The organism is Anabaena catenula FACHB-362 (genome assembly GCF_014698735.1).
GTDB lineage: Bacteria > Cyanobacteriota > Cyanobacteriia > Cyanobacteriales > Nostocaceae > Anabaena > Anabaena variabilis_A.
In genome coordinates this window covers 63,883-83,935 of sequence record NZ_JACJTQ010000028.1, presented here as the reverse complement: position 1 = coordinate 83,935, position 20,053 = coordinate 63,883, and the positions used below count along the sequence as shown (strand labels likewise).

The 20,053-nt window shown below is 42.1% G+C and carries 15 protein-coding genes and 1 pseudogene; 5 read left to right on the top strand and 11 right to left on the bottom strand.

Translation table 11 applies throughout. The features are described from left to right. Positions 1-235: 235 nt before the first annotated feature. Together H6G68_RS17665 and H6G68_RS17660 are read right to left on the bottom strand one after the other, a co-directional pair. Positions 236-769, bottom strand: coding sequence for an REP-associated tyrosine transposase (locus H6G68_RS17665; protein WP_190907815.1), 534 nt, complete (start codon positions 767-769; stop codon positions 236-238). 211 nt (positions 770-980) lie between these two features. After that, positions 981-2,339 carry an NAD(P)/FAD-dependent oxidoreductase gene (locus tag H6G68_RS17660; protein WP_190907814.1) on the bottom strand — a complete coding sequence of 453 codons (1,359 nt, stop codon included), beginning with the start codon at positions 2,337-2,339 and terminating at the stop codon, positions 981-983. 333 nt (positions 2,340-2,672) lie between these two features. On the opposite strand from H6G68_RS17660, the gene ilvC reads away from it, so the two are divergent. Then, positions 2,673-3,668 carry a ketol-acid reductoisomerase gene (gene ilvC / locus H6G68_RS17655; RefSeq protein WP_015214206.1) on the top strand — a complete coding sequence of 332 codons (996 nt, stop codon included), beginning with the start codon at positions 2,673-2,675 and terminating at the stop codon, positions 3,666-3,668. A 172-nt stretch (positions 3,669-3,840) separates the two neighbouring features. Here the strand turns inward: ilvC and H6G68_RS17650 are convergent, their stop codons facing one another. Continuing rightward, entirely contained in the window at positions 3,841-5,085 is a 1,245-nt protein-coding gene (locus tag H6G68_RS17650) for a family 10 glycosylhydrolase (protein ID WP_190907813.1), read from the bottom strand. Between the two features lie 201 nt (positions 5,086-5,286). Further along, positions 5,287-6,054, bottom strand: a complete 768-nt coding sequence (locus tag H6G68_RS17645) for a hypothetical protein (RefSeq protein WP_190907812.1) — start codon at positions 6,052-6,054, stop codon at positions 5,287-5,289. 190 nt (positions 6,055-6,244) lie between these two features. Here H6G68_RS17645 and H6G68_RS17640 point away from each other — a divergent pair, with 190 nt between their 5' ends. Genes H6G68_RS17640 through H6G68_RS17630 form a run of 3 tightly spaced genes read left to right on the top strand, consistent with a single transcriptional unit; the run spans position 6,245 to position 7,898 of the window. Next, complete coding sequence (locus H6G68_RS17640) at positions 6,245-7,021, top strand: SAM-dependent methyltransferase (protein WP_190907811.1); 777 nt, start codon at positions 6,245-6,247, stop codon at positions 7,019-7,021. 37 nt (positions 7,022-7,058) lie between these two features. Further along, complete coding sequence (locus H6G68_RS17635) at positions 7,059-7,385, top strand: cupin domain-containing protein (RefSeq protein WP_190907810.1); 327 nt, start codon at positions 7,059-7,061, stop codon at positions 7,383-7,385. A 21-nt stretch (positions 7,386-7,406) separates the two neighbouring features. Then, on the top strand, positions 7,407-7,898 hold the full coding sequence (locus tag H6G68_RS17630) for a hypothetical protein (RefSeq protein WP_190907809.1): 492 nt from the start codon (positions 7,407-7,409) through the stop codon (positions 7,896-7,898). A gap of 24 nt (positions 7,899-7,922) precedes the next feature. Here H6G68_RS17630 and H6G68_RS17625 read toward each other — a convergent pair whose 3' ends face one another. From H6G68_RS17625 to H6G68_RS27920, 4 genes are all read right to left on the bottom strand, one after another. Next, a complete protein-coding gene (locus H6G68_RS17625; protein ID WP_190907808.1) occupies positions 7,923-8,621 on the bottom strand; it encodes a Crp/Fnr family transcriptional regulator in 699 nt (232 codons plus the stop codon). Continuing rightward, complete coding sequence (locus H6G68_RS17620) at positions 8,621-10,018, bottom strand: amidase (RefSeq protein ID WP_190907807.1); 1,398 nt, start codon at positions 10,016-10,018, stop codon at positions 8,621-8,623. Before H6G68_RS17620 ends, H6G68_RS17625 begins: the two co-directional genes overlap by 1 nt. A gap of 279 nt (positions 10,019-10,297) precedes the next feature. Beyond that, positions 10,298-11,125 carry a type I methionyl aminopeptidase gene (gene map, locus H6G68_RS17615; protein ID WP_190907806.1) on the bottom strand — a complete coding sequence of 276 codons (828 nt, stop codon included), beginning with the start codon at positions 11,123-11,125 and terminating at the stop codon, positions 10,298-10,300. Positions 11,126-11,382: 257 nt separating this feature from the next. Further along, positions 11,383-11,433: a hypothetical protein gene (locus H6G68_RS27920; RefSeq protein ID WP_422596332.1), complete on the bottom strand. Its 51-nt coding sequence runs from the start codon at positions 11,431-11,433 to the stop codon at positions 11,383-11,385. A gap of 288 nt (positions 11,434-11,721) precedes the next feature. Here H6G68_RS27920 and H6G68_RS17605 point away from each other — a divergent pair. Further along, a pseudogene (locus tag H6G68_RS17605) lies at positions 11,722-12,543 on the top strand (acetate/propionate family kinase); the annotation flags it as partial. A 106-nt stretch (positions 12,544-12,649) separates the two neighbouring features. Here the strand turns inward: H6G68_RS17605 and H6G68_RS27915 are convergent. From H6G68_RS27915 to H6G68_RS17595, 3 genes are all read right to left on the bottom strand, one after another. Further along, positions 12,650-12,733, bottom strand: coding sequence for a bluetail domain-containing putative surface protein (locus tag H6G68_RS27915; protein WP_422596330.1), 84 nt, complete (start codon positions 12,731-12,733; stop codon positions 12,650-12,652). A gap of 67 nt (positions 12,734-12,800) precedes the next feature. Then, positions 12,801-13,406 (bottom strand): adenylyl-sulfate kinase, encoded by a 606-nt coding sequence (gene cysC / locus H6G68_RS17600; RefSeq protein WP_190907804.1) that lies wholly within the window; start codon positions 13,404-13,406, stop codon positions 12,801-12,803. A 229-nt stretch (positions 13,407-13,635) separates the two neighbouring features. Beyond that, positions 13,636-20,052 carry a cadherin-like domain-containing protein gene (locus H6G68_RS17595; RefSeq protein ID WP_190907803.1) on the bottom strand — a complete coding sequence of 2,139 codons (6,417 nt, stop codon included), beginning with the start codon at positions 20,050-20,052 and terminating at the stop codon, positions 13,636-13,638. Position 20,053: the final 1 nt, after the last annotated feature.

Here is a 20,053-nt window from a genome sequence, read left to right as displayed (position 1 = left end):
GTGAGGATTGCTCTGAATATATTCAAATATACTGCCCATAACGTCTTACCAAAAAATACACTTTTATATTCTTATACCATAATTTAATTCTTTTTCGGAGATGTCTAATATGATTCGATTGTTTTGAATGTTTATATCATCGTTAGACATAGTATTAATTATATTCCCTAAATACACAATTTCTCGTTCCCAGTCTCCGACTGGGAATGCTATGATGAGGCTCTGCCTCAATATCTCACAAATCAATTATCTCCACATCTAATAAACTCGGTAATCCTATATAATTCCGATAACTAGAATAACGCCAATGAGCCGGATCATCAACATAACCACGTCGCACCGGATTATTGTGCATATACTCTAATTTTTGCCTAAACATTTCCTCATTGGAAATTATCTGTGGATGAAAACCTTCTTGCCACAGTTGATACTCTTGTTTGATCTTATGTTTTATTTTATAAAACTCCAGTTGACCAAGTATATATTCAGCTTTATTTTTATGAAGTAAATCAATAATTGAACGGGCAGTAAATGATTTAAAATTACCTATTTCTTTGGATAAGTTTGCAGCCGCAGCGATAAGATGAAGATGATTTTCCATGATGACGTAACCATACAATGTCAACCGCTGTTGTCGTTGCATGAATTTTAGGGAATCTATGATAATTTGCACAACTTCAGTTTGTCCAAATAATGGCATCCAATTAACTATTGTGCTGGTTATAAAGTGTGGTTGAGTTCCTAGTACATGATAGCGGCTGCGTCCCATTCTTTCATTTAATTTGGTAGATGTGGTGATTTGATTTTAATATGGGAGGCAGAAGTTATACATCGTATAATCAACGATCATTAGTAAATTTGGGATACATAAGTTTTTGATTTTAGGCTATCAATTTAGGAGGCAGAGCTTCTATGATGGTATTTTGGGAGGCAGAGCCTCTTGATGGCATTCCCAGTCGGAGACTGGGAACGAGGGATAACTACACATTTATTGGTTGTCTAGTTTTCACCGGTTGATAATGTCCATTACTTTCAATTGGTACAGATGGAATAGTTTCTTTCCCTGTAATCAATCTCGCGCCACGATTGCGGGTAAAATAACTCCAAACCCATTGAATCATCACAACTAATTTGTTATCAAATTCAATCAGGAAGTAGATGTGAATAAATAGCCAAACAAACCACGCGAGGAAACCTTTAAGTTTGATGAAACCTAAATCAACAACTGCGGCGTGTTGCCCAATCATTGCTAAACTTCCTCTATCCACATAGTTAAATTGTGGTAGTGTTTCACCTTTAAGGCGTTTCTGAATTAGTTTAGCTACATATTCGCCTTCTTGCATGGCGACTGGTGCAACACCAGGTAAGGGTTTATTATTTTGATGGGCAAAATTTGCTAAGTCACCAACTACAAAGATGTTGGGATGTCCTTTAATACTTAGGTCTGGTTCAACGATAACACGACCAGCGCGATCGCTCTCCACCCCAGTCCGTTCTGTCAAAACTTTCCCCATTGGTGAGGCTTTCACTCCCGCAGCCCATAATACTGTTTTCGCAGCTATCTCTTTAACATCATCACCTTGTTTGATAGTCACAATATCATTGGCAATATTAGTTACCAGGGTTTTTGTCTGGACATTTACGCCTAATTGTGTTAAAGAAGTTTCTGCTTCTTGGGATAATTCTGGGGCAAAAGGTGGGAGAATGCGATCCATCCCTTCTAAAAGTAAAATTTGCGCTTCTGATGTATCGATGTTGCGGAAATCTTCTTTGAGGGTTTTGGTTGCCAATTCTGCGATCGCACCAGCTAATTCTACACCAGTCGGACCACCACCAACAATTACAAAAGTTAACCAAGCACGCCGTTTAGCTGCATCAGTTTCTTTTTCAGCGGCTTCAAACGCCATAAAAATCCGCCGACGCATTTCAATAGCATCTTCCACAGTCTTCAAACCGGGTGCAAATTCTTCCCAGTTATCTTTGCCAAAATAGGAATGCTTCGCCCCGGTGGCGACAATTAACGTATCATAAGGTACTATTTCGCCACTGAGAATTACCTGTTGTGCATTGGTGTCAATATCATTGACTTCACCCAACAGCACTTTTGTATTTTTACTTTTGCTGAGAACAGAACGCAAAGGTGAGGAAATATCCGCTGGAGACAAAGCACCCGTAGCTACTTGGTACAAGAGTGGTTGAAATAGATGAAAATTGCGTTTATCAATCAGGGTAACGTTGACATTAGCTTTAGCTAGGCTTTTTGCCGCATAAAGTCCACCAAAGCCACCACCAACGATAACTACCTGATGTGGTGGGTTATGATCATGTAAATCAACCATAAGAAATGTTTCCTTGTATTACCGATGCTGTAACTATTCTTAACAAATTTGTATCAAAGTTATCATAAATATTTCTGTTTATGTTGAACACCTTAAAAAAAAATTAAAGTATTCATAATTTCCACATAAAAGTAAAATTTTTTTCTATAACATTTTCTTTAGATACAGATAAGTATAGTTAATATTAACTTATCCCCAGTCAAGGCAATAAATATACCTAGATGTCTCTTCAACAAGATTCTGACCTAGAGTATTTATTTTGGTAACACAATTTGGGGTAAAATCAAAAGTCTGCCAATTTTATAACTATGCTTGCGGACAGGAGATGCTTCTATGGCGCGGATGTATTATGATGAAGATGCCAATTTAGACCTTTTGGCTGGAAAAACGATTGCTATTATTGGTTATGGTTCACAAGGTCATGCCCACGCCCTTAATTTAAAAGACAGTGGTGTAAATGTAATTGTAGGATTATATCCCGGTAGTAAGTCAACAGCAAAAGCCGAAGCTGCTGGCTTGACTGTGAAAAATGTGGCTGACGCTGCTAAAGCTGCCGATTTCATCATGATTTTATTACCTGATGAAGTGCAGAAAACAATTTACAAAAACGAGATTGAACCAAATTTAGAAGCAGGAAATGTTTTAGCCTTTGCACATGGCTTTAATATTCACTTTGCACAAGTTGTCCCTCCGGCTGATGTTGATGTGGTGATGGTTGCACCAAAAGGCCCAGGACACTTAGTGCGTCGGACTTACGAACAAGGACAAGGTGTACCGGCTTTATTTGCAGTATATCAAGATGCTACAGGCAAGGCACGCGATCGCGCAATGGCTTATGCTAGAGGTATCGGTGGTACACGCGCAGGTATTCTGGAAACTACTTTCCGGGAAGAAACCGAAACCGATTTGTTTGGTGAACAAGCAGTATTGTGTGGTGGTTTGAGTGCTTTAATCAAAGCCGGTTTTGAAACCCTAGTTGAAGCAGGTTATCAACCAGAATTAGCATATTTTGAATGTCTGCACGAAGTCAAATTAATTGTTGACTTAGTTGTAGAAGGTGGTTTAGCTACCATGCGCGATAGTATTTCTAATACTGCTGAATATGGTGATTATACCCGTGGGCCAAGAGTCGTTACTGCTGACACCAAAGCAGAAATGAAGAAAATCCTCAGCGAAATCCAATCTGGACAATTTGCGCGAGAATTCGTTCTCGAAAACCAAGCCGGTAAACCTGGTTTCACCGCTATGCGTCGTCAAGAAGCAGAACATCCCATTGAGGAAGTTGGTAGAGATTTACGCGCCATGTTTAGCTGGTTAAAGAAAGCTTAATTTTTGGAGAATTGGGAATTGGGAATTAGTGAAAAATTATAGCGGTATGCGCTTGAATAAGGTACATCATAGCCCCCTCCTCGCTTGCGGGGAGGGGGTTGGGGGGTGGGGTTCTTGTATCTCACTCAACCAAAAACCGCTATATGACTCCTGACTCCTGACTCCTGACTCCTTATTTACTATTTTTAATCAAACTATTGAAAGTAGAAGCCGTTTCTTCTGGTTTTCCAGATCCAGGAAAAACTAAAACACTCTTAACTTCTGGGTTATCTAATAATGCTTTTAAACGATGAAATTGCGGTTCACTAATAGCAATACCATTATAATTTTTCACATAATTTAATTCTTCTTGGAAATTAGCATCATTATAAACCTGAATAAAGACTCTATCCACATTCCATTTTTCCCAATCAGCCGCAAAGTATCGTTTAGCCCAATAAGGGTTATGATGACAAATATCAAAACTCACGGTCGAATTAGCTTTTTTCATGCCCGTAATCATTTGCTGCACAAAAGTAGTTAACTTAGCAGTCCGATCTACTTTTCCTGGTAATTCAGCATGATAACCTAAATAATCATCCCATTGTACAGCATCAATTTTGGGATACCTTTGTACAAACTCGACTAAAATATTTTTAAAGAAATTCGCAACTTCAGGAATTTCTACATCAAGCACATAATGTTCTACGGCAGAATAGGTTTTATCTACACCAGGAACAACCCATTTTTTCTCAATAGCTAAATCAAAAATAGGGCTATTTTTATCTATTTTAATACCTTTTTCAAAATAAGCGTGAACCTGCATTCCCTGTTTATCAGCTTCATCAATTAACCAATCTAACCATTGATCTTGAAACAGATTTGGACAACTTTTATAACCGAGGGTTTGCTGCATCACCTTACTATTGTACATTGTACAACCATTACCCCAAACACCATGAATAATAGTATTAAATCCTTGAGCGCGATAATAACGCACTCTTTCACGAATCGTTTTTTCAGTGGCATTATTAGTAACTTGGTAGCGACTTAAATAAATGCCTCTAATGGCTTTTTTCTGCCAAGGATTTGCAGGTAATGGTGTTGTTTTCGGTATGCTGATTTTAATGGGAGTTGGTTGATTATTAGGAGTAATTTTAGCAATACTTGATGCAGCCGGAGAAGGAATTTTTGTAGAGTTTGCTTGAGGTGTTGCTTGAGGTATTGGGGCAATAATTGGTGTAGGATTTGCTGTAATATTTGGTGTAGAATTGAAGATAGGATTAGTGATTTGTTGAGCTTGAGATACAAGGTTGCTAACATCTATATTGTTTCTCTGGGTAAACAACCAATAACCACCTGCGAAAATAATTAGTATCACGGAAAATGGAATATTGGCACATCCACATCCACTTGGTTCTTTTTTCTGGTTCGACATAATATGATGATTAGGTGAGAATCTTACTCTATAGACAATTGTTAACCTATGAGAATAAGATACAACTGAGATTCTGCACTTTACGGTTGAAAGTCGAAAAATCTTAACTCAACTTAACCTAAAAGGCGATTAATTTATTTTATCTACCACGAGATTTACCAAATCAAGTTAATTTGATTTTCTCTTGTTGTCTATATCAACTTATAAATCAACGTTCAGAAATTGGCGTATTTTCATAACCACGTATCTAACGCTTTGTTCATCTGTATATTGTGGATTAATTGGAATCTCTTTGCCATCTTTTAGAGAAATTACAGCCTGATAAACTTTAGAATATCTATCTTGCTTGTCGTGAATATGAAAACGGACAATCTCTTCTAGAGGATACTCGATAATTTCCTTGCTATGTAAACTTTTACGTTCTATATAAAACTTATTGATACTTTTATAAAAAGTGCAATTTGTTGCAGATGACATTGCTGAATAAGCACCAATTCCTGCAATAAATAACATAAATAAGCTGACAAAAACAAGATGGTCACGTTGATTTTGTCGCAATATTAGAAAGCTGTCACTAGAATTAATGAAACTATTAAATTTAATCATGAATGCCTGATTATCTTGATAGCTAATATGAGAGAGAAGGGGAAAATGTTTCAAATTACTGACAATGATGACTTGATAACTTTTACTCCCTTTGCTTCCAATCTTTTCCTGAATGTATGCTTGTTGAGGATTATATATATTTATTTTTTCCATACTTCTCAGAATTTTAAACCGCCTTAATTCGCAGTTAATTTCTGGAGGTGAAAAACGAGTACAGGTAAGATGGAGAGAAGCAAAATCAAAAACTATGAAATAAATCCAAAAACTCAAACCACCTATAAATAATACGCTTCCCCATAACCAATCGGCAATTGGTCGGTGTTTGATGACTAATCTAGTGCGGGTTTCCTCTACAACTTTCATCAGTCCTTGTGTATAGAATACATAACATATAAGTAGAGTATTCCCTTTTTAGTCAAGTAACCTATCACAGAGTTTTATATTCTCCCCTCCTGACTTTATTCTCATATTTCCTCTTCTTTGAGCTACCTCAAAGACAGTATGATAAAATTCTGACAGATTGGGGATAGAACAAGTTCAGAGGGTCAGACAGATGACCAACACCACCCTTAATTTCTCGACTGCTTCGGGACACCAAGTTTTAGCAGCAGCAGGTAAAAAATATTTACGTCCCGGTGGACGCATAGCTACAGAAAAATTATGCCAATGGGCGAATTTTCAACCAGGTGAGACAGTTTTAGAATTAGCTTCTAGCTTTGGTTATAGTGCTATTTCTTTGGTTCAACGCTACCATGTACAGGTAGTGGGAATAGAAAAAAATCCTGAAAGTGTAGCTAGTGCGCGTGCTAATATTCGTGCTGCTGGCTTAGAAAATGAAATTGAAATTATTGAAGGTGACATTTTCCACCTGGATAAAATTCCAGGAAAGTTTGATTACGTTTTCGCTGAAGCAATTCTAACAATGCAATCTCCACCGGGGAAAGCCAAGCTGTTAACAGAAATTCACAACCGACTGAAACCGGGAGGTAAATTTCTCTCCCATGAATTATTAGCTAATGATCAAGAAGCCGAAATTAGTGCAGATTTAGCCAAAGTAATTAAAGTTAATTCTACACCTCTTTCAGCAATTAACTGGATTCAGGTTTTTACTCAAGCAGGATTAAAAGTACAGAAACACGAAACCGGTGCTATGAGTTTACTGAATTGTTGGCGAATGTTGCAAGATGAAGGCATTATCAACACCATGCGGATTTTCTGGAATATCTTAACACAGCCTGCTATCCGCCAACGGGTTTTAGAAATGCGTCATGTTTTCCATAAGTTTCAGCAAGAACTAGGCTACATCCTTATATGTGCTGTTACTGATTAATATCTTGACACTTTGGAAATTTTACTCTTACATTGATATGAGTTCTACTGTCACCCAACTACGAGAACAAATTGAATATCCCCGTGCGGGAGTTTTAAGCAAGATGTTAGTAAAAGATACAGCTTGTCAATATACTCTCTTTTGTCTAGCAGCTAATACCGAAATATCTGAACATACCTCTACGCGCAATGCTACTGTCAATGTCTTAGAAGGTAGAGGTTTACTAACTTTATCAGGGGAAAATATTAAATTAGAACCCGGAGTTTTTGTTTTTATGCCTGCTAACGCACCTCATGCTTTACAGGCTGAATCTAATCTATCATTCCTGCTTACACTTTCTGAAAAAGCAGCAGATATTAATTAATTATTTTTGGAGATTTGCAAAATGTCATCACTAATTTCTACCTTTACCCAAAATTTAGCTTTTTCTGCACCAGAAATAGAAGCAATTCTTTCCACACCTTTAAATAAGGTACTGAATTCACCACAATTAAAACAAGAATTAGACAGTTTAGATATTAAATTGCTGCGAGAAACTTTACCCACCGCAGGTGCAGTTTTAGCTACACATTTACCGCCTTTTTATAACTGGCTAAAAAATGAATTAGGAGTGCAGCGTGTTCCTGATAGTCCAGATCATACAACAAAATGGGTAATTGGTTTTCTCAATAATCAAGAAAGTATCAATCACCTCGTTGAGTTACATCGTCCAGTTCCACACGCAGCTTTAGAACAGGCTGTTCCTCGCTTGGTTGGTTTATTTGATGGTGTGGAAGATATTACAGTACGCAAGGAATGGGAAAAGGCTGTGGCCGCACTTTGTTTAGTTTTAGTTGTTGATGCCCGTGAACAAGAAAAACTTGCCACAGTAGGATAATTGTTTTGGTGGGCATTGCCCACCCTACTCAATTTTACCATCGGCAATATCGTTTAAGTTATGAAGATCAATTATCGTAATTTCCCCACCTCGATGATAGGCAATTGTAGAGTTGATACTTTTGATTAACCGCACACATTCTTCATAGGTAATCCCAATACTTCGCGCCATGCGATAATAAGATAAACTTTCTTTTAATCTTTCACCTTTTGGTGTGGTTTCGGTTCCCGATGTGGTTGCAAAATATTGAATTAATCTCGCAAGTCTAATAATTGCCCTTTCGGAAACTAAGCCGTGAACTGTTTCATGTAATTGCTGAATTCTGTTGTTAAAAACAACCAACATTCGCAAAGCAATATCAGGCTTTTGTTGAATTGCTATTAATAAAGCATTTCGTTCAACAGTGATAATTTCACAATCAGTTTCAGCGGTGACAGTGGCTGGAGAAATGCCATTACCTAACAATGCAGGTGCGGCGAAAATTTCCCCAGTTCCTAAATTGCGAAGTATTGTTTCTTTACCTGTGGTTGCAGTTTTACTAACTTTAATTACACCACTGGCAACAGCATATAATTTAGCGGGTAAGGAATCACTTTCATGAAAAATTATCTCCCCTTTTTCATAACTTTTCACCACAGTATAAGGTTGCAGATTTAGTTGATCTGTGGTTTCTAAGTCTGCAAACACTTTAATTTGGGCTATTTGTGCTAAGGAAGCCTGCATTATAGGGCAAATGCGGGACGATGTTGAATCCAAGGATTAGCGGCTTCTAATTGCGCTGCGAGACTAATTAAAGTAGACTCAGCGGCTGGTTTACCCATTAATTGCACACTCATGGGTAAGCCGTTACTATCAAAACCGACGGGAATGGCTATAGCTGGTAATCCAGTTGCATTGGCTACAGGACAAGGTGCAACCCAGTTAACAATATTTTCAAATGTCTCTTCTGGACTCAAATTTGCCCATTCACCGACGCGAATTGGAGAATGCAAATAAACTGGCAATACCAGCACATCAAAAGTATCGAAAAAGGCGATAATTTGCCGTGAAACTATCTGCATCTTGGCAACTGCTTGCAGATATTCAGCTACAGAACTGGTTCTAGCTAATAACCAGCGATTCACTGGCTGCAATGCTTCTGCTGGCAGCCCTGCTGCGGCTATTCCAGATTGCCAGACAATTTGAAATGGTTCAACTAAACCGCTGAAATCTGGACATTTTTCTTCAATTTGATGTCCAAATTGTGCTAGTAATTGGACTGTTTGCAAAACCCCTTGTTTACAGTTAGCATCAGCTTCACCCAAGGGAAGAATGCTGGTACTAAAGGCAATTTTTAAATTATCGGTTTTTTGTTGAGTTGCAGACAGAAATGAGGGTTGAGGATCTGGCAACCAATAAGGATCACCAGTAACATAGCCAGAGATAACGTCTAACATAGCCGCTGCATCAGCCACTGTGCGGGCGATTGGACCATTAACAGCGATTCCCCCCAAGCGATCGCCTACAGGTGCTTTGGTGACTCTTCCCCGCGCTGGTTTGATGCCTACCAGACCACAACAAGCCGCAGGTCCACGAATTGAACCACCACCATCGGAACCTTGAGCGATCGCACTTAATCCCGCTGCGACTGATGAGGCTGCACCACCACTAGAACCACCAGGGGTATATTCCAAATTCCAAGGGTTTCTGGCTGGGGGAAATCCCGTAGGTTCACTGTAGGGAAAAGAACCTAATTCGGAAGTTGCCGTTTTACCAAGAATCGTAAACCCAGCTTGTTTAATCCGTGTTACCACCCCATCATCGTAGTTAGGGATATTATTGACTAATGCTGGATTTCCATAACTACAAGTAACACCCTCTAAGGCGTTCAAGTCTTTAATAGAAATCGGCACACCAAAAAATGGTGGTAGTTCTGAGGTGGTTGTCAGTAATTCTGTTTTGGCTTTTGCATCAGCAACAGCTAAATCTGCCGTTACCGTAAAATAACTTCCCAGTTGGGGATTTAAGCGTTCAATCCGTTCTAAATATATTTCTACCAAATCCAGGGGTGACAATTCCCGACGACGGATTAATTGTGCTAACTCTAAAGCCGGGGTAAAAGCTAAATCAATTTCATTCATTGTTATTTTTGCCAAATTCAATTTTCATACATCTATCAGGAGTTATATTTTTCCATATTTCAGAATTATTAACATTAGAACTTTGAACGTGTTTCTACTTTTTAGCAAGTTATCATTTTCAGATGCTTATGTCTAGAGACACAAACTTGATAAAATATCTATTGAAAATAAATGAAAGCCAGAGTTTTTAAGCAATCTTTTATAACTAAAAATAAATAAAAATGCGATAGCTTCGCTAGCCATAGATATCGCATTCTCAATTAATTCAGATTGAAAACATTAAACTTGCGATCTATCAGTCAAAATCTCATAACCTGTATCTGTCACCAACACTGTATGCTCAAACTGAGCAGATATAGCATTATCAACAGTTACAGCCGTCCACCTATCGGATAAAATCCGCGTGAATCTAGAACCAGCATTTAAAATTGGCTCAATTGCTAAAGTCATCCCTGAACGCAATTTCACATTAGGGATATCACGAGTTCTGTAATTAAATACCGCAGGTTCCTCGTGCAAATTCCGACCAACACCATGTCCAGTAAATTCTTCTACCACACAAAAATTATTAGCTTTTACATGGTCTTCAATAGCACCAGCAATTTCCGCTAGATGGACACCAGCTTTTACCTGTTCGATTCCTTTGAAGAGAGATTCTTCAGCGACGCGAATCAGTCTAGCAGCTTCTGGAGTCACATCACCCACAGCGATTGTAATACAGGAATCACCATGAAATCCTTGATAATATGCACCAGTATCTACTTTTAATACATCTCCTGCCCGAATAACTTTTTTGGGACTAGGAATACCATGTACAACTTCATTGTTAATGCTAGAGCAGATTGAACCGGGAAAACCGTGATATCCTTTAAAGCTAGGTGTTGCACCCATTTCTCGGATGCGTTTTTCCGCATGAGCATCCAAATCAGCCGTTGTCATTCCTGGCTGGACTAGCTCAGAAATTTCTTTGAGAACGGTTGCCACAATTTTAGCTGATTGCCGCATAATTTCAATTTCACGCGGCGATTTAATTTCAATTCCTCGGCGTTGTCTTTTTTCGGGTTTTGGCTGGGCTGGTTTAGAAAGCAAGTTGCTGAAAATGTTCATGGGAAAATTAATAATTGCTGGTGCTTGACTGCCTAAGTGTCAATTAGTTATCTAGCTTAGTTGAGAAAAAATATCTATATTTAACTTAACTTATTTTGTGCCTCTGGAGAAACACAGGTGACTGGGGACATGGAAGAGGATTGTTTAATAGGGAATTGGTGATATGCGATGATCGCACATCTTCCCACAAAAAAATCTGCACCTGTCAGCGTCATCAGACACAAATCACAGATGCAGAATTTACAAATTAATGTGAATTACACAACAGCAAAATTATTCAAATTGCCACTGTAACCTGTAATCTCAATAATGGAGTCGGTAGCCGCAGAGAAACCAGCAATACCGTAGTACCGTCGTTGTTGTTATCAATGAGTTCTGCGCTTAGTTGCCCAGTGAACAAGTCGTACTCATAAGTGACGACTTTATCAGTAGTGCCGTCAGTATTGTTGTCAAATAAAGCTGAAGTGGTGTTGTAAGTATTTGTGTATGAAGTGGTGGTATCTATCGTACCGTCACCATCAAAGTCCACTATCTCTGAAATCCGGTTGCCATTGGCATCGTATGTGTAGCTGAAGATCCGATTTGCCGTACCGTCAGCATCAAAGTCAAGGATAGAAATCCTAAATAAGTATGGCTCTTCAGTACCACAAATAGCAGTATTTGATACTAGCTTTCACAGCACTTTACCGGATGCAGCCGCTATTTATCCTGGTCCATATCAATGGGTAGAACAAGGTATCCGTCGCTACGGATTTCATGGTATTAGTCACCAATATTGTGCTAACCGTGCAGCGCAAATTCTCGGTCGAGATTTAGCATCATTGCGGTTAATAACCTGTCATTTAGGTAATGGTTGTTCCTTAGCTGCTATTAAAAATGGTCAGAGTATTGATACAACTATGGGTTTTACACCCTTGGATGGTTTAATGATGGGTAGTCGTTCTGGTGCGATTGATCCGGGGATTCTCATTCACTTAATGCAGAAGTATAATTACTCAGCAGATAAGTTAGATTATATTCTCAATAAAGCTTCTGAATTACGGGGAATATCGGGTATCTCCAGTGATTTTCGAGAAATCTTAGCTGCAATTGAACTAGGTAATGAGCGTGCTAAATTAGCTTATGATATATACGTACATCGTTTGCAGACCGGTATCGGTTCTATGCTGGCCAGTTTAGGGGGATTAGATGCCTTAATATTCACTGCTGGAGTGGGTGAAAAATCTGCGTTAATTAGACAAGGAGCTTGTGATGCTTGGTCATTTTTGGGACTAAAAATAGATCCTGAAAAAAATCAGCAAAAACCATTTGATGTAGATATTGCTACACCTGACTCAACTGTGCGAATATTAGTTATACATACTCAAGAAGATTGGGCGATCGCGAAGCTCGCCGCAGGTATCGCTCAACAATGTTGACAACTATAACATCAACAGGGAATAGGGAATAGTTTAAAGAAAATAGGAGTTTATGTCAGGCAAAGGAGGTAACATTTGAAATGTTACCCCTACACATCAATGTCAATTACGCGATCGCTAAATTATTCAAACTACCACTAAAACCAGTAATCTCAATAATCGAATCTGTAGCCGCAGAGAAACCTGCAATACTGAAACCCCTGTAGAGACGTTACATGGAACGTCTCTACCATCTTTTTTGGAGATGTCTAATTTAATTAATGATTGATGATAGAAATATATCCTTGCTTCTCTAAATAAATAACTACTTGAGAAACACATTGTTCAACAGTAAACTTATCAGTAATACAAATAATATCTGGATTTAAAGGTTCTTCATAAGGATCAGAAATACCTGTGAAATTCTGGATTTGTCCAGCCCTCGCTTTAGCGTAAAGTCCTTTTATATCACGGGATTCGCAAACTGATAAGGGAGCTTGAACATAAACTTCAACAAAGTTAGTTGTTGTTTGTTTGAGATGATCTCGAATTGAGCGATAGGGACTAATTGCTGCAATGATCGCTATTATGCCATTGCGACTGAGTAAATCGGCAACAAAACCAATGCGGCGGACATTTATATTCCGGTCTTCTTTACTAAATCCCAACCCTTGAGATAAATTAGTGCGAACAACATCACCGTCAAGTAATTCTACTCTGCAACCGCGTGTTTGTAGTTCTTGGGCAACAGACAAAGCGATCGTTGTTTTACCAGCACCACTTAAACCTGTCAGCCAGATAATTATACCTTGATGATTCATAACTCGTGATTTTTCGCTTAATTTGTCAGGTCTTCTCACTATACTCAACACAGCGAATTCCATTCGCTGCTACACAAACAAAGTCCACCTGCGCGGACTAACGAAAAATCAAGGATTTTAAACCCACGTAGGTGGGTTTTGCCTGTGTAGACGCGGTTTCTAACCGCCCGGTTAATCCAAAAATAAAAACTGCACCTGTTAGCGTCATCAGACACAAATCACAGATGCAGAAATATGGTTCAAGGTAGGACAAAATCCATCACCCCACCCAGAACCCTAAAGGGCTGAAATACTAAAGATTAACGAAATCAGCAGCAGTTAGCGTCGTGGTATTAATACCAGTCAGCGTTGCCAAAATTTCACTAGTGGAAGTTACCAGGATATTGCTACCTGAGAAACTCAGTTGCCCGAAGCTTAAACCACCATACAGTCCGATTAAATCATTACCATCAGTGAAGTCAGTAATGGTATCAGTACCTTCCCCAGCAGCAAAGGCAAATCTATCGTTACCGTTGTTACCTGTGAGGGTATCGCTGCCAATACCACCATAAACCAGGTCATTGCCATTACCGCCGTAAAGGTTATCAACACCAGCGCCGCCGTAGAGAGTATCGTTGCCATTACCACCGTAGAGGGTATCGTTACCCGCGCCGCCATCCATGAAGCCGTCTCCATACAAGGTGTCGTTACCATTACCACCGTAAAGGTCATCGTCACCAGCGCCGCCGGTGATGGTATCGTTGCCATTACCACCGTCGATGATGTCGTTACCGCTAGTACCAGCCAGGTTATCTGCTTGGTTAGTGCCAGAAATGTTCAGACCAACAGCCACAGTCACCGTAGCAGCATCAGTCAGGCTACCATCGCTGAGGGTGTAATTAAAGCTGGCATTGCCAAAGAACAGAAGATTTGGGGTAAAGGAAACGAAATCATCTGCGGTGTTGTTGGCTGTGCCGTTATTGTTGAGGACGGCAGTACCGTGAGTAGCACCGCTGACACCAGTAATGCTCAACGAGGTGCTATCTATATCGGTATCATTTGCTAGTAGGCTACTAACTGCGATGTTGACGGTAGTACCAAAGAATGTGGAAGCACTGTCATTAACAGCAACAGGCGCATCATTAACGGGGGTGACGGAGAAAGTCTGGGTTTGTCCAGTTAAGGTTGCTGTACCATCAGTCACATCGTAAGTCAGATTAACTGCACCATTAAAGTTGGCAGTTGGGGTGAAGGTATAAGTCCCATTATTGTTATTTACCAATGCACCGTTAGTCGCAGTTAAGTTGGTAACTGAGAGGATATCACCCGCATCGACATCACTGAAACCTGTTAATAAGCTAGCCGCAGTAATATTGATGGCAGTATCTTCTGCTGTGTTGCTTAAGGTTGCAGTGGGTGAACCTGTTGGCGCATCGTTAACGGGGGTGACGGAGAAAGTCTGAGTTTGTCCAGTTAAGGTTGCTGTGCCATCAGTCACATCGTAAGTCAGATTAACTGCACCATTAAAGTTGGCAGTTGGGGTGAAGGTATAAGTCCCATTGTTGTTATTTACCAATGCACCGTTAGTCGCAGTTAAGTTGGTAACTGAGAGGATATCACCCGCATCGACATCACTGAAACCTGTTAATAAGCTAGCCGCAGTAATATTGATGGCAGTATCTTCTGCTGTGTTGCTTAAGGTTGCAGTGGGTGAACCTGTTGGCGCATCATTAACACCGTTGATAGTCAGGCTAACTGTGGCTGTGCTAGTGCCACCATTACCATTATCGCTGACTGTGTAAGTGAAACTATCACTGGCAGTAGCACCCACACCCAAAGACTCAAATTGACTGTTGGGGTCATAGTCGAAAGTGCCATTGGCGTTGAGAGTAAGTAGCGCACCAGAAGCTAGAGTAATTGGTGTACTTACTGTGACGCTGTTGCCATTAACTTTAATCACACTCAGACTGTCGCCATTAGCATCGGTGTCATTTACCAAGACGTTGATATTGACGAGGGTATTTTCATCAGTGCTGGCAGTATCGTTGGCGGCAACTGGGGGGATGAAAGGTGATTCATAAGACCCAATATCCACAGTATCGCCAATGGTGCGAGTTATACCCCGTTGGTCTGTGGTGACATCCGCAGGGATGAGGGTATTGTCTCCCGCGTTGATAGCAGCCGAACCGGAAACTATCGCGTGAGTGAAAGTGGCACCGCCGTTGTCGGCGAGAGCGGCGATGACTTGGTTAATATTGGTAATGCCAGCGGAGGCAAAGGTGATATCGCTACCAGTACCGATGCTGCCAGATGCGCCAGTCAAGCTACCGATGAGGTTGTTGCCATTGCCTGTGACTGCACCCGAAATATCCGGGGCTTCGTTACCAGAATCGAAGTTGCCGGCGATGATCGTGTTTTGAACAATAACAGTACCAGCATCCTTGAATACACCACCGCCGTTGCCACTGCCATTATTGTCGGAGTCTGCCGTGTTATTGGTAATAGTGCTGTTGGTTAAGGTGAGGGTGCCGCCTCCATTGTAGATCCCGCCGCCGCTATCTGCTGATGTATTGCCAGAGATGGTGCTGCTGGTAATTGTAGCTAATCCTACGTTAAAGATACCACCACTCGCGAACCCATTATTGCCAGAGATAGTGCTGTTGCTAATCGTAGCTAATCCTGCGTTAAAGATACCACTCACGAACCCATTATTATTGCCAGAGACAGTGCTTCCCGTTAGGCTGAGGATGCCACCATCATTCACGATGCCGCTGATGAACCCAGTATTGTTAGAGATGGTGCTGTTGGATAGCGTCAGGTTTTCTCTGTTATAGATACCACCAACTTCAGCGAAATTATTATTCGTTCCATCCGTAATTGTCAGTTCGTTAATTGCTACGGCAATTTGATTGCTACTATTACCATCATCTATACGCAAAACAGTGGAGGCATTATTGCCACTGATGCTCAGGTTACTTGCCCCTAATCCATTAATAGTCAAGGCATCAGTAATAACTAATTCCCCAGAAGTCAGGATAATGGTGTCAGGTGTAGCATCAGCGAACACACTACCCGCAAAGGTAATTGTATCTGCACCTGCAAAGGCATTGGCGTTGAGAATCGCTTGCCGCAAGGAACCTTCGCCGGAATCGTTGGTGTTGGTGACGACGGTATCGTTGGCAGCAATGGTAACTGTGGCGGTATTGTTGGTACCATCTACCGTGTAACCTGTGCCAGTATCTAAGTTGAGGGTGAGGGTTTCGTCTGCTTCGGCTGCAATGTCGTCAATGGCAGATAAGTCAACGTCAACAAAACTTTGTCCAGCAGCAATGGTGACAGTTAAGGTATTACCAGAAACTGTAACGCTACCACCACTGAGGCTATAGTCAGCAGTTGCAGCTGTGCTGCCGCCATCAAGGGTGAGGTTAATGGTTAAATCCCCTGTGCTATCGGTACGAGTGACGCGATAGACACCGTTACTGCCGCCTTCATTGGCTGTGGCAGTTTGTGCGGTGATGCTGACAGTGGGGGTAGAAATGGGTTGATTCTCGAAGAACTGGATTTCGCCGTCAGAATTACCCACAAAAGCATCCAAGTCCCCATCGCCATCGATATCGGCAAAGGTGGGTGCAGAAGAACTCCCTACATTTGTTAGTCCGAAGGGGTTGGTGGCTTCCAGGGTGAAGGCGGGAGCCGTGGCAGTTCCACCGTTGCGGTAGAATAGGGTATCGCCGTCAAGATTACCGACAAAAGCATCCAAGTCCCCATCCCCATCGATATCGGCTAAGGTGGGTTTAGCATAACCCACCACATCTGTCAATCCGAAGGGGTTGGTGGCTTCCAAGGTGAAAGCGGGAGTCATGGCAGTTCCACTGTTGCGGTAGAACAAGGTGTTGCCATCATCATTACCGACAAAAGCATCCAAGTCCCCATCGTTATCGATATCGGCAAAGGTGGGTACAGCAGAAAACCCTACATCTGTCAGTCCGAAGGGATTGGTGGCTTCTAGGGTGAAGGTGGGTGCTGAGGCAGTTCCACTGTTGCGATAGAACAGGGTATTGCCATCACCATTACCGACAAAGGCATCTAAGTCTCCATCCCCATCGATATCGGCTAAGGTGGGTGCAACATAAGACCCCGAATCTGTCAATCCAAAGGGGTTGGTGGCTTCCAGGGTGAAGGTGGGTGCAGACGCAGTTCCGGTGTTGCGGTAGAACAGGGTATTGCCATCATTTTCACCCACAAAAGCATCCAAGTCCCCATCGCTATCAATATCGGCTAAGGTGGGTGTAGCATAACGTCCCACATCTGTCAATCCGAAAGGGTTGGTAATTGGGGCGATAAAATTCGGGTCAGTACCTACAATCTCGTCAGCACCGTTAATTGTAATGGTGACAGTAGCATCGCTAGTCCCGCCTTGACCATCACTGACGGTATAAGTGAAGCTATCACTAGCGGTTTGACCCGCAGCCAAAGATTCAAATTGAGCATTGGGGTTGTAACTGTATGTGCCGTTAGCGTTGAGCGTTAATAAAGCACCGGATGCCAAGGTAATCTGGTTGCCGACATCAGCAGCAACGCCATTTACAGCCGCTACTGTCAAGATATCGCTGACATCGGGGTCAGTGTCGTTGGTTAAGACGTTACCAGTGACAGAGGTATCTTCGCCGATGGTAGCAGTGTCGTTATTGGCGGTGGGAGGATTGTTGACTGGGGTATTAGCGGATGTATTCTCAAAGAACACGGTATTGCCGTCATAATTCCCCACAAAAGCATCCAAGTCTCCATCGTTATCGATATCGGCAAAGGTGGGTGCAGCATACATTCCCACATCAGTCAATCCGAAGGGATTGGTGGCTTCTAGGGTGAAGGTGGGAGCAGAGGCAGTTCCACTGTTGCGGTAGAACAGGGTATTGCCGCTAGAATTACCCACAAAAGCATCCAAGTCGCCATCGCCATCGATATCGGCTAAGGTGGGTGCAGCATAATTCCCCACATCCGTTAATCCGAAGGGATTGGTGGCTTCCAAGGTGAAGGTTGGAGCAGCCGTAGTTCCACTGTTGCGGTAGAACAGGGTATTGCCTTGAACATTACCAACAAAAGCATCCAAGTCCCCATCGCCATCAATATCGGCAAAGGTGGGGTCAGCAAAGTCCCCTACATCCGTTAATCCGAAGGGGTTGGTGGCTTCCAATGTGAAGGTGGGAGCCGTGGCAGTTCCACTGTTGCGGTAGAACAGGGTATTGCCCTGAAAGTTACCCACAAAAGCATCCAAGTCCCCATCGCCATCGATATCGGCTAAGGTGGGTGCAGCAGAATTTCCCACATCCGTCAGTCCGAAGGGGTTGGTGGCTTCCAATGTGAAGGTGGGAGCCGTGGCAGTTCCACTGTTGCGGTAGAACAGGGTATTGCCGTAATTATTACTCACAAAAGCATCTAAGTCGCCATCGCCATCGATATCGGCAAAGGTTGGTGCAGCAACATAACCCACATTTGTCAGTCCGAAGGGGTTGGTAATTGGGGCGATAAAATTCGGGTCAGTGCCTACAATCTCGTCAGCGCCGTTAATTGTAATGGTGACAGTAGCATCGCTAGTCCCGCCTTGACCATCACTGACAGTATAAGTGAAGCTATCACTAGCGGTTTGACCCGCAGCCAAAGATTCAAATTGAGCGTTGGGGTTGTAACTGTATGTGCCGTCAGTGTTGAGGGTTAATAAAGCACCGGATGCCAAGGTAATCTGGTTGCCGACATCAGCAGCAACGCCGTTTACAGCCGCTACTGTCAAGATATCGCCCGCATCGGGGTCAGTGTCGTTGGTTAAGACGTTACCAGCAAGAGAGGTATCTTCGCCGATGGTAGCAGTGTCGTTATTGGCGGTGGGAGGATTGTTGACTGGGGTAGTAGCGGATGTATTCTCGAAGAACAGGGTATTGCCGTCATAATTCCCCACAAAAGCATCCAAGTCCCCATCCCCATCGAGATCGGCAAAGGTGGGTGCAGCATTATACCCCACATCCGCCAGTCCGAAGGGGTTGGTGGCTTCCAGCGTGAAGGCGGGAGCCGTGGCAGTTCCACTGTTGCGGTAGAACAGGGTATTGCCCTGCTGATTACCCACAAAAGCATCCAAGTCCCCATCGCCATCGATATCGGCAAGGGTGGGTTTCGCATAAAACCCCACATTCGTCAGTCCGAAGGGATTGGTGGCTTCCAAGGTGAAGATGGGAGCCGCGACAGTTCCACTGTTGCGGTAGAACAGGGTATTGCCATTAATATTACCCACAAAAGCATCCAAGTCCCCATCCCCATCAATATCGGCTAAGGTGGGTGCAGCAGAAAGTCCCACATCTGTTAGTCCAAAGGGATTGGTGGCTTCCAGGGTGAAGGTGGGAGCCGTGGCAGTTCCACTGTTGCGGTAGAACAGGGTATCGCCGCCAAAATTACCCACAAAAGCATCTAAGTCCCCATCCTCATCAATATCGGCAAAGGTGGGTGCAGCATAATTTCCCACATTTGTCAGTCCGAAGGGATTGGTGGCTTCCAAGGTGAAGATGGGAGCCGCGACAGTTCCACTGTTGCGGTAGAACAGGGTATTGCCATTAATATTACCCACAAAAGCATCTAAGTCCCCATCGCCATCAATATCGGCAAAGGTCGGTGACGCAACACCCCCCACATCCGTTATTCCGAAGGGGTTGGTGATTGGGGCGTTAAAATTCGGTTCAGTCATG

What these genes read in the sequence shown, in the direction of transcription:
- H6G68_RS17625 (WP_190907808.1), bottom strand. Translation starts at nt 8,621, where the DNA reads ATGCAGGCTTCCTTAGCACAAATAGCCCAAATTAAAGTGTTTGCAGAC.
- H6G68_RS17630 (WP_190907809.1), top strand. Translation starts at nt 7,407, where the DNA reads ATGTCATCACTAATTTCTACCTTTACCCAAAATTTAGCTTTTTCTGCA.
- H6G68_RS17635 (WP_190907810.1), top strand. Translation starts at nt 7,059, where the DNA reads ATGAGTTCTACTGTCACCCAACTACGAGAACAAATTGAATATCCCCGT.
- H6G68_RS17640 (WP_190907811.1), top strand. Translation starts at nt 6,245, where the DNA reads ATGACCAACACCACCCTTAATTTCTCGACTGCTTCGGGACACCAAGTT.
- H6G68_RS17660 (WP_190907814.1), bottom strand. Translation starts at nt 2,339, where the DNA reads ATGGTTGATTTACATGATCATAACCCACCACATCAGGTAGTTATCGTT.
- map (WP_190907806.1), bottom strand. Translation starts at nt 11,125, where the DNA reads ATGAACATTTTCAGCAACTTGCTTTCTAAACCAGCCCAGCCAAAACCC.
- H6G68_RS17650 (WP_190907813.1), bottom strand. Translation starts at nt 5,085, where the DNA reads ATGTCGAACCAGAAAAAAGAACCAAGTGGATGTGGATGTGCCAATATT.
- ilvC (WP_015214206.1), top strand. Translation starts at nt 2,673, where the DNA reads ATGGCGCGGATGTATTATGATGAAGATGCCAATTTAGACCTTTTGGCT.
- H6G68_RS17665 (WP_190907815.1), bottom strand. Translation starts at nt 769, where the DNA reads ATGGGACGCAGCCGCTATCATGTACTAGGAACTCAACCACACTTTATA.
- H6G68_RS17620 (WP_190907807.1), bottom strand. Translation starts at nt 10,018, where the DNA reads ATGAATGAAATTGATTTAGCTTTTACCCCGGCTTTAGAGTTAGCACAA.
- H6G68_RS17645 (WP_190907812.1), bottom strand. Translation starts at nt 6,054, where the DNA reads ATGAAAGTTGTAGAGGAAACCCGCACTAGATTAGTCATCAAACACCGA.
- cysC (WP_190907804.1), bottom strand. Translation starts at nt 13,406, where the DNA reads ATGGAATTCGCTGTGTTGAGTATAGTGAGAAGACCTGACAAATTAAGC.
- H6G68_RS17595 (WP_190907803.1), bottom strand. Translation starts at nt 20,052, where the DNA reads ATGACTGAACCGAATTTTAACGCCCCAATCACCAACCCCTTCGGAATA.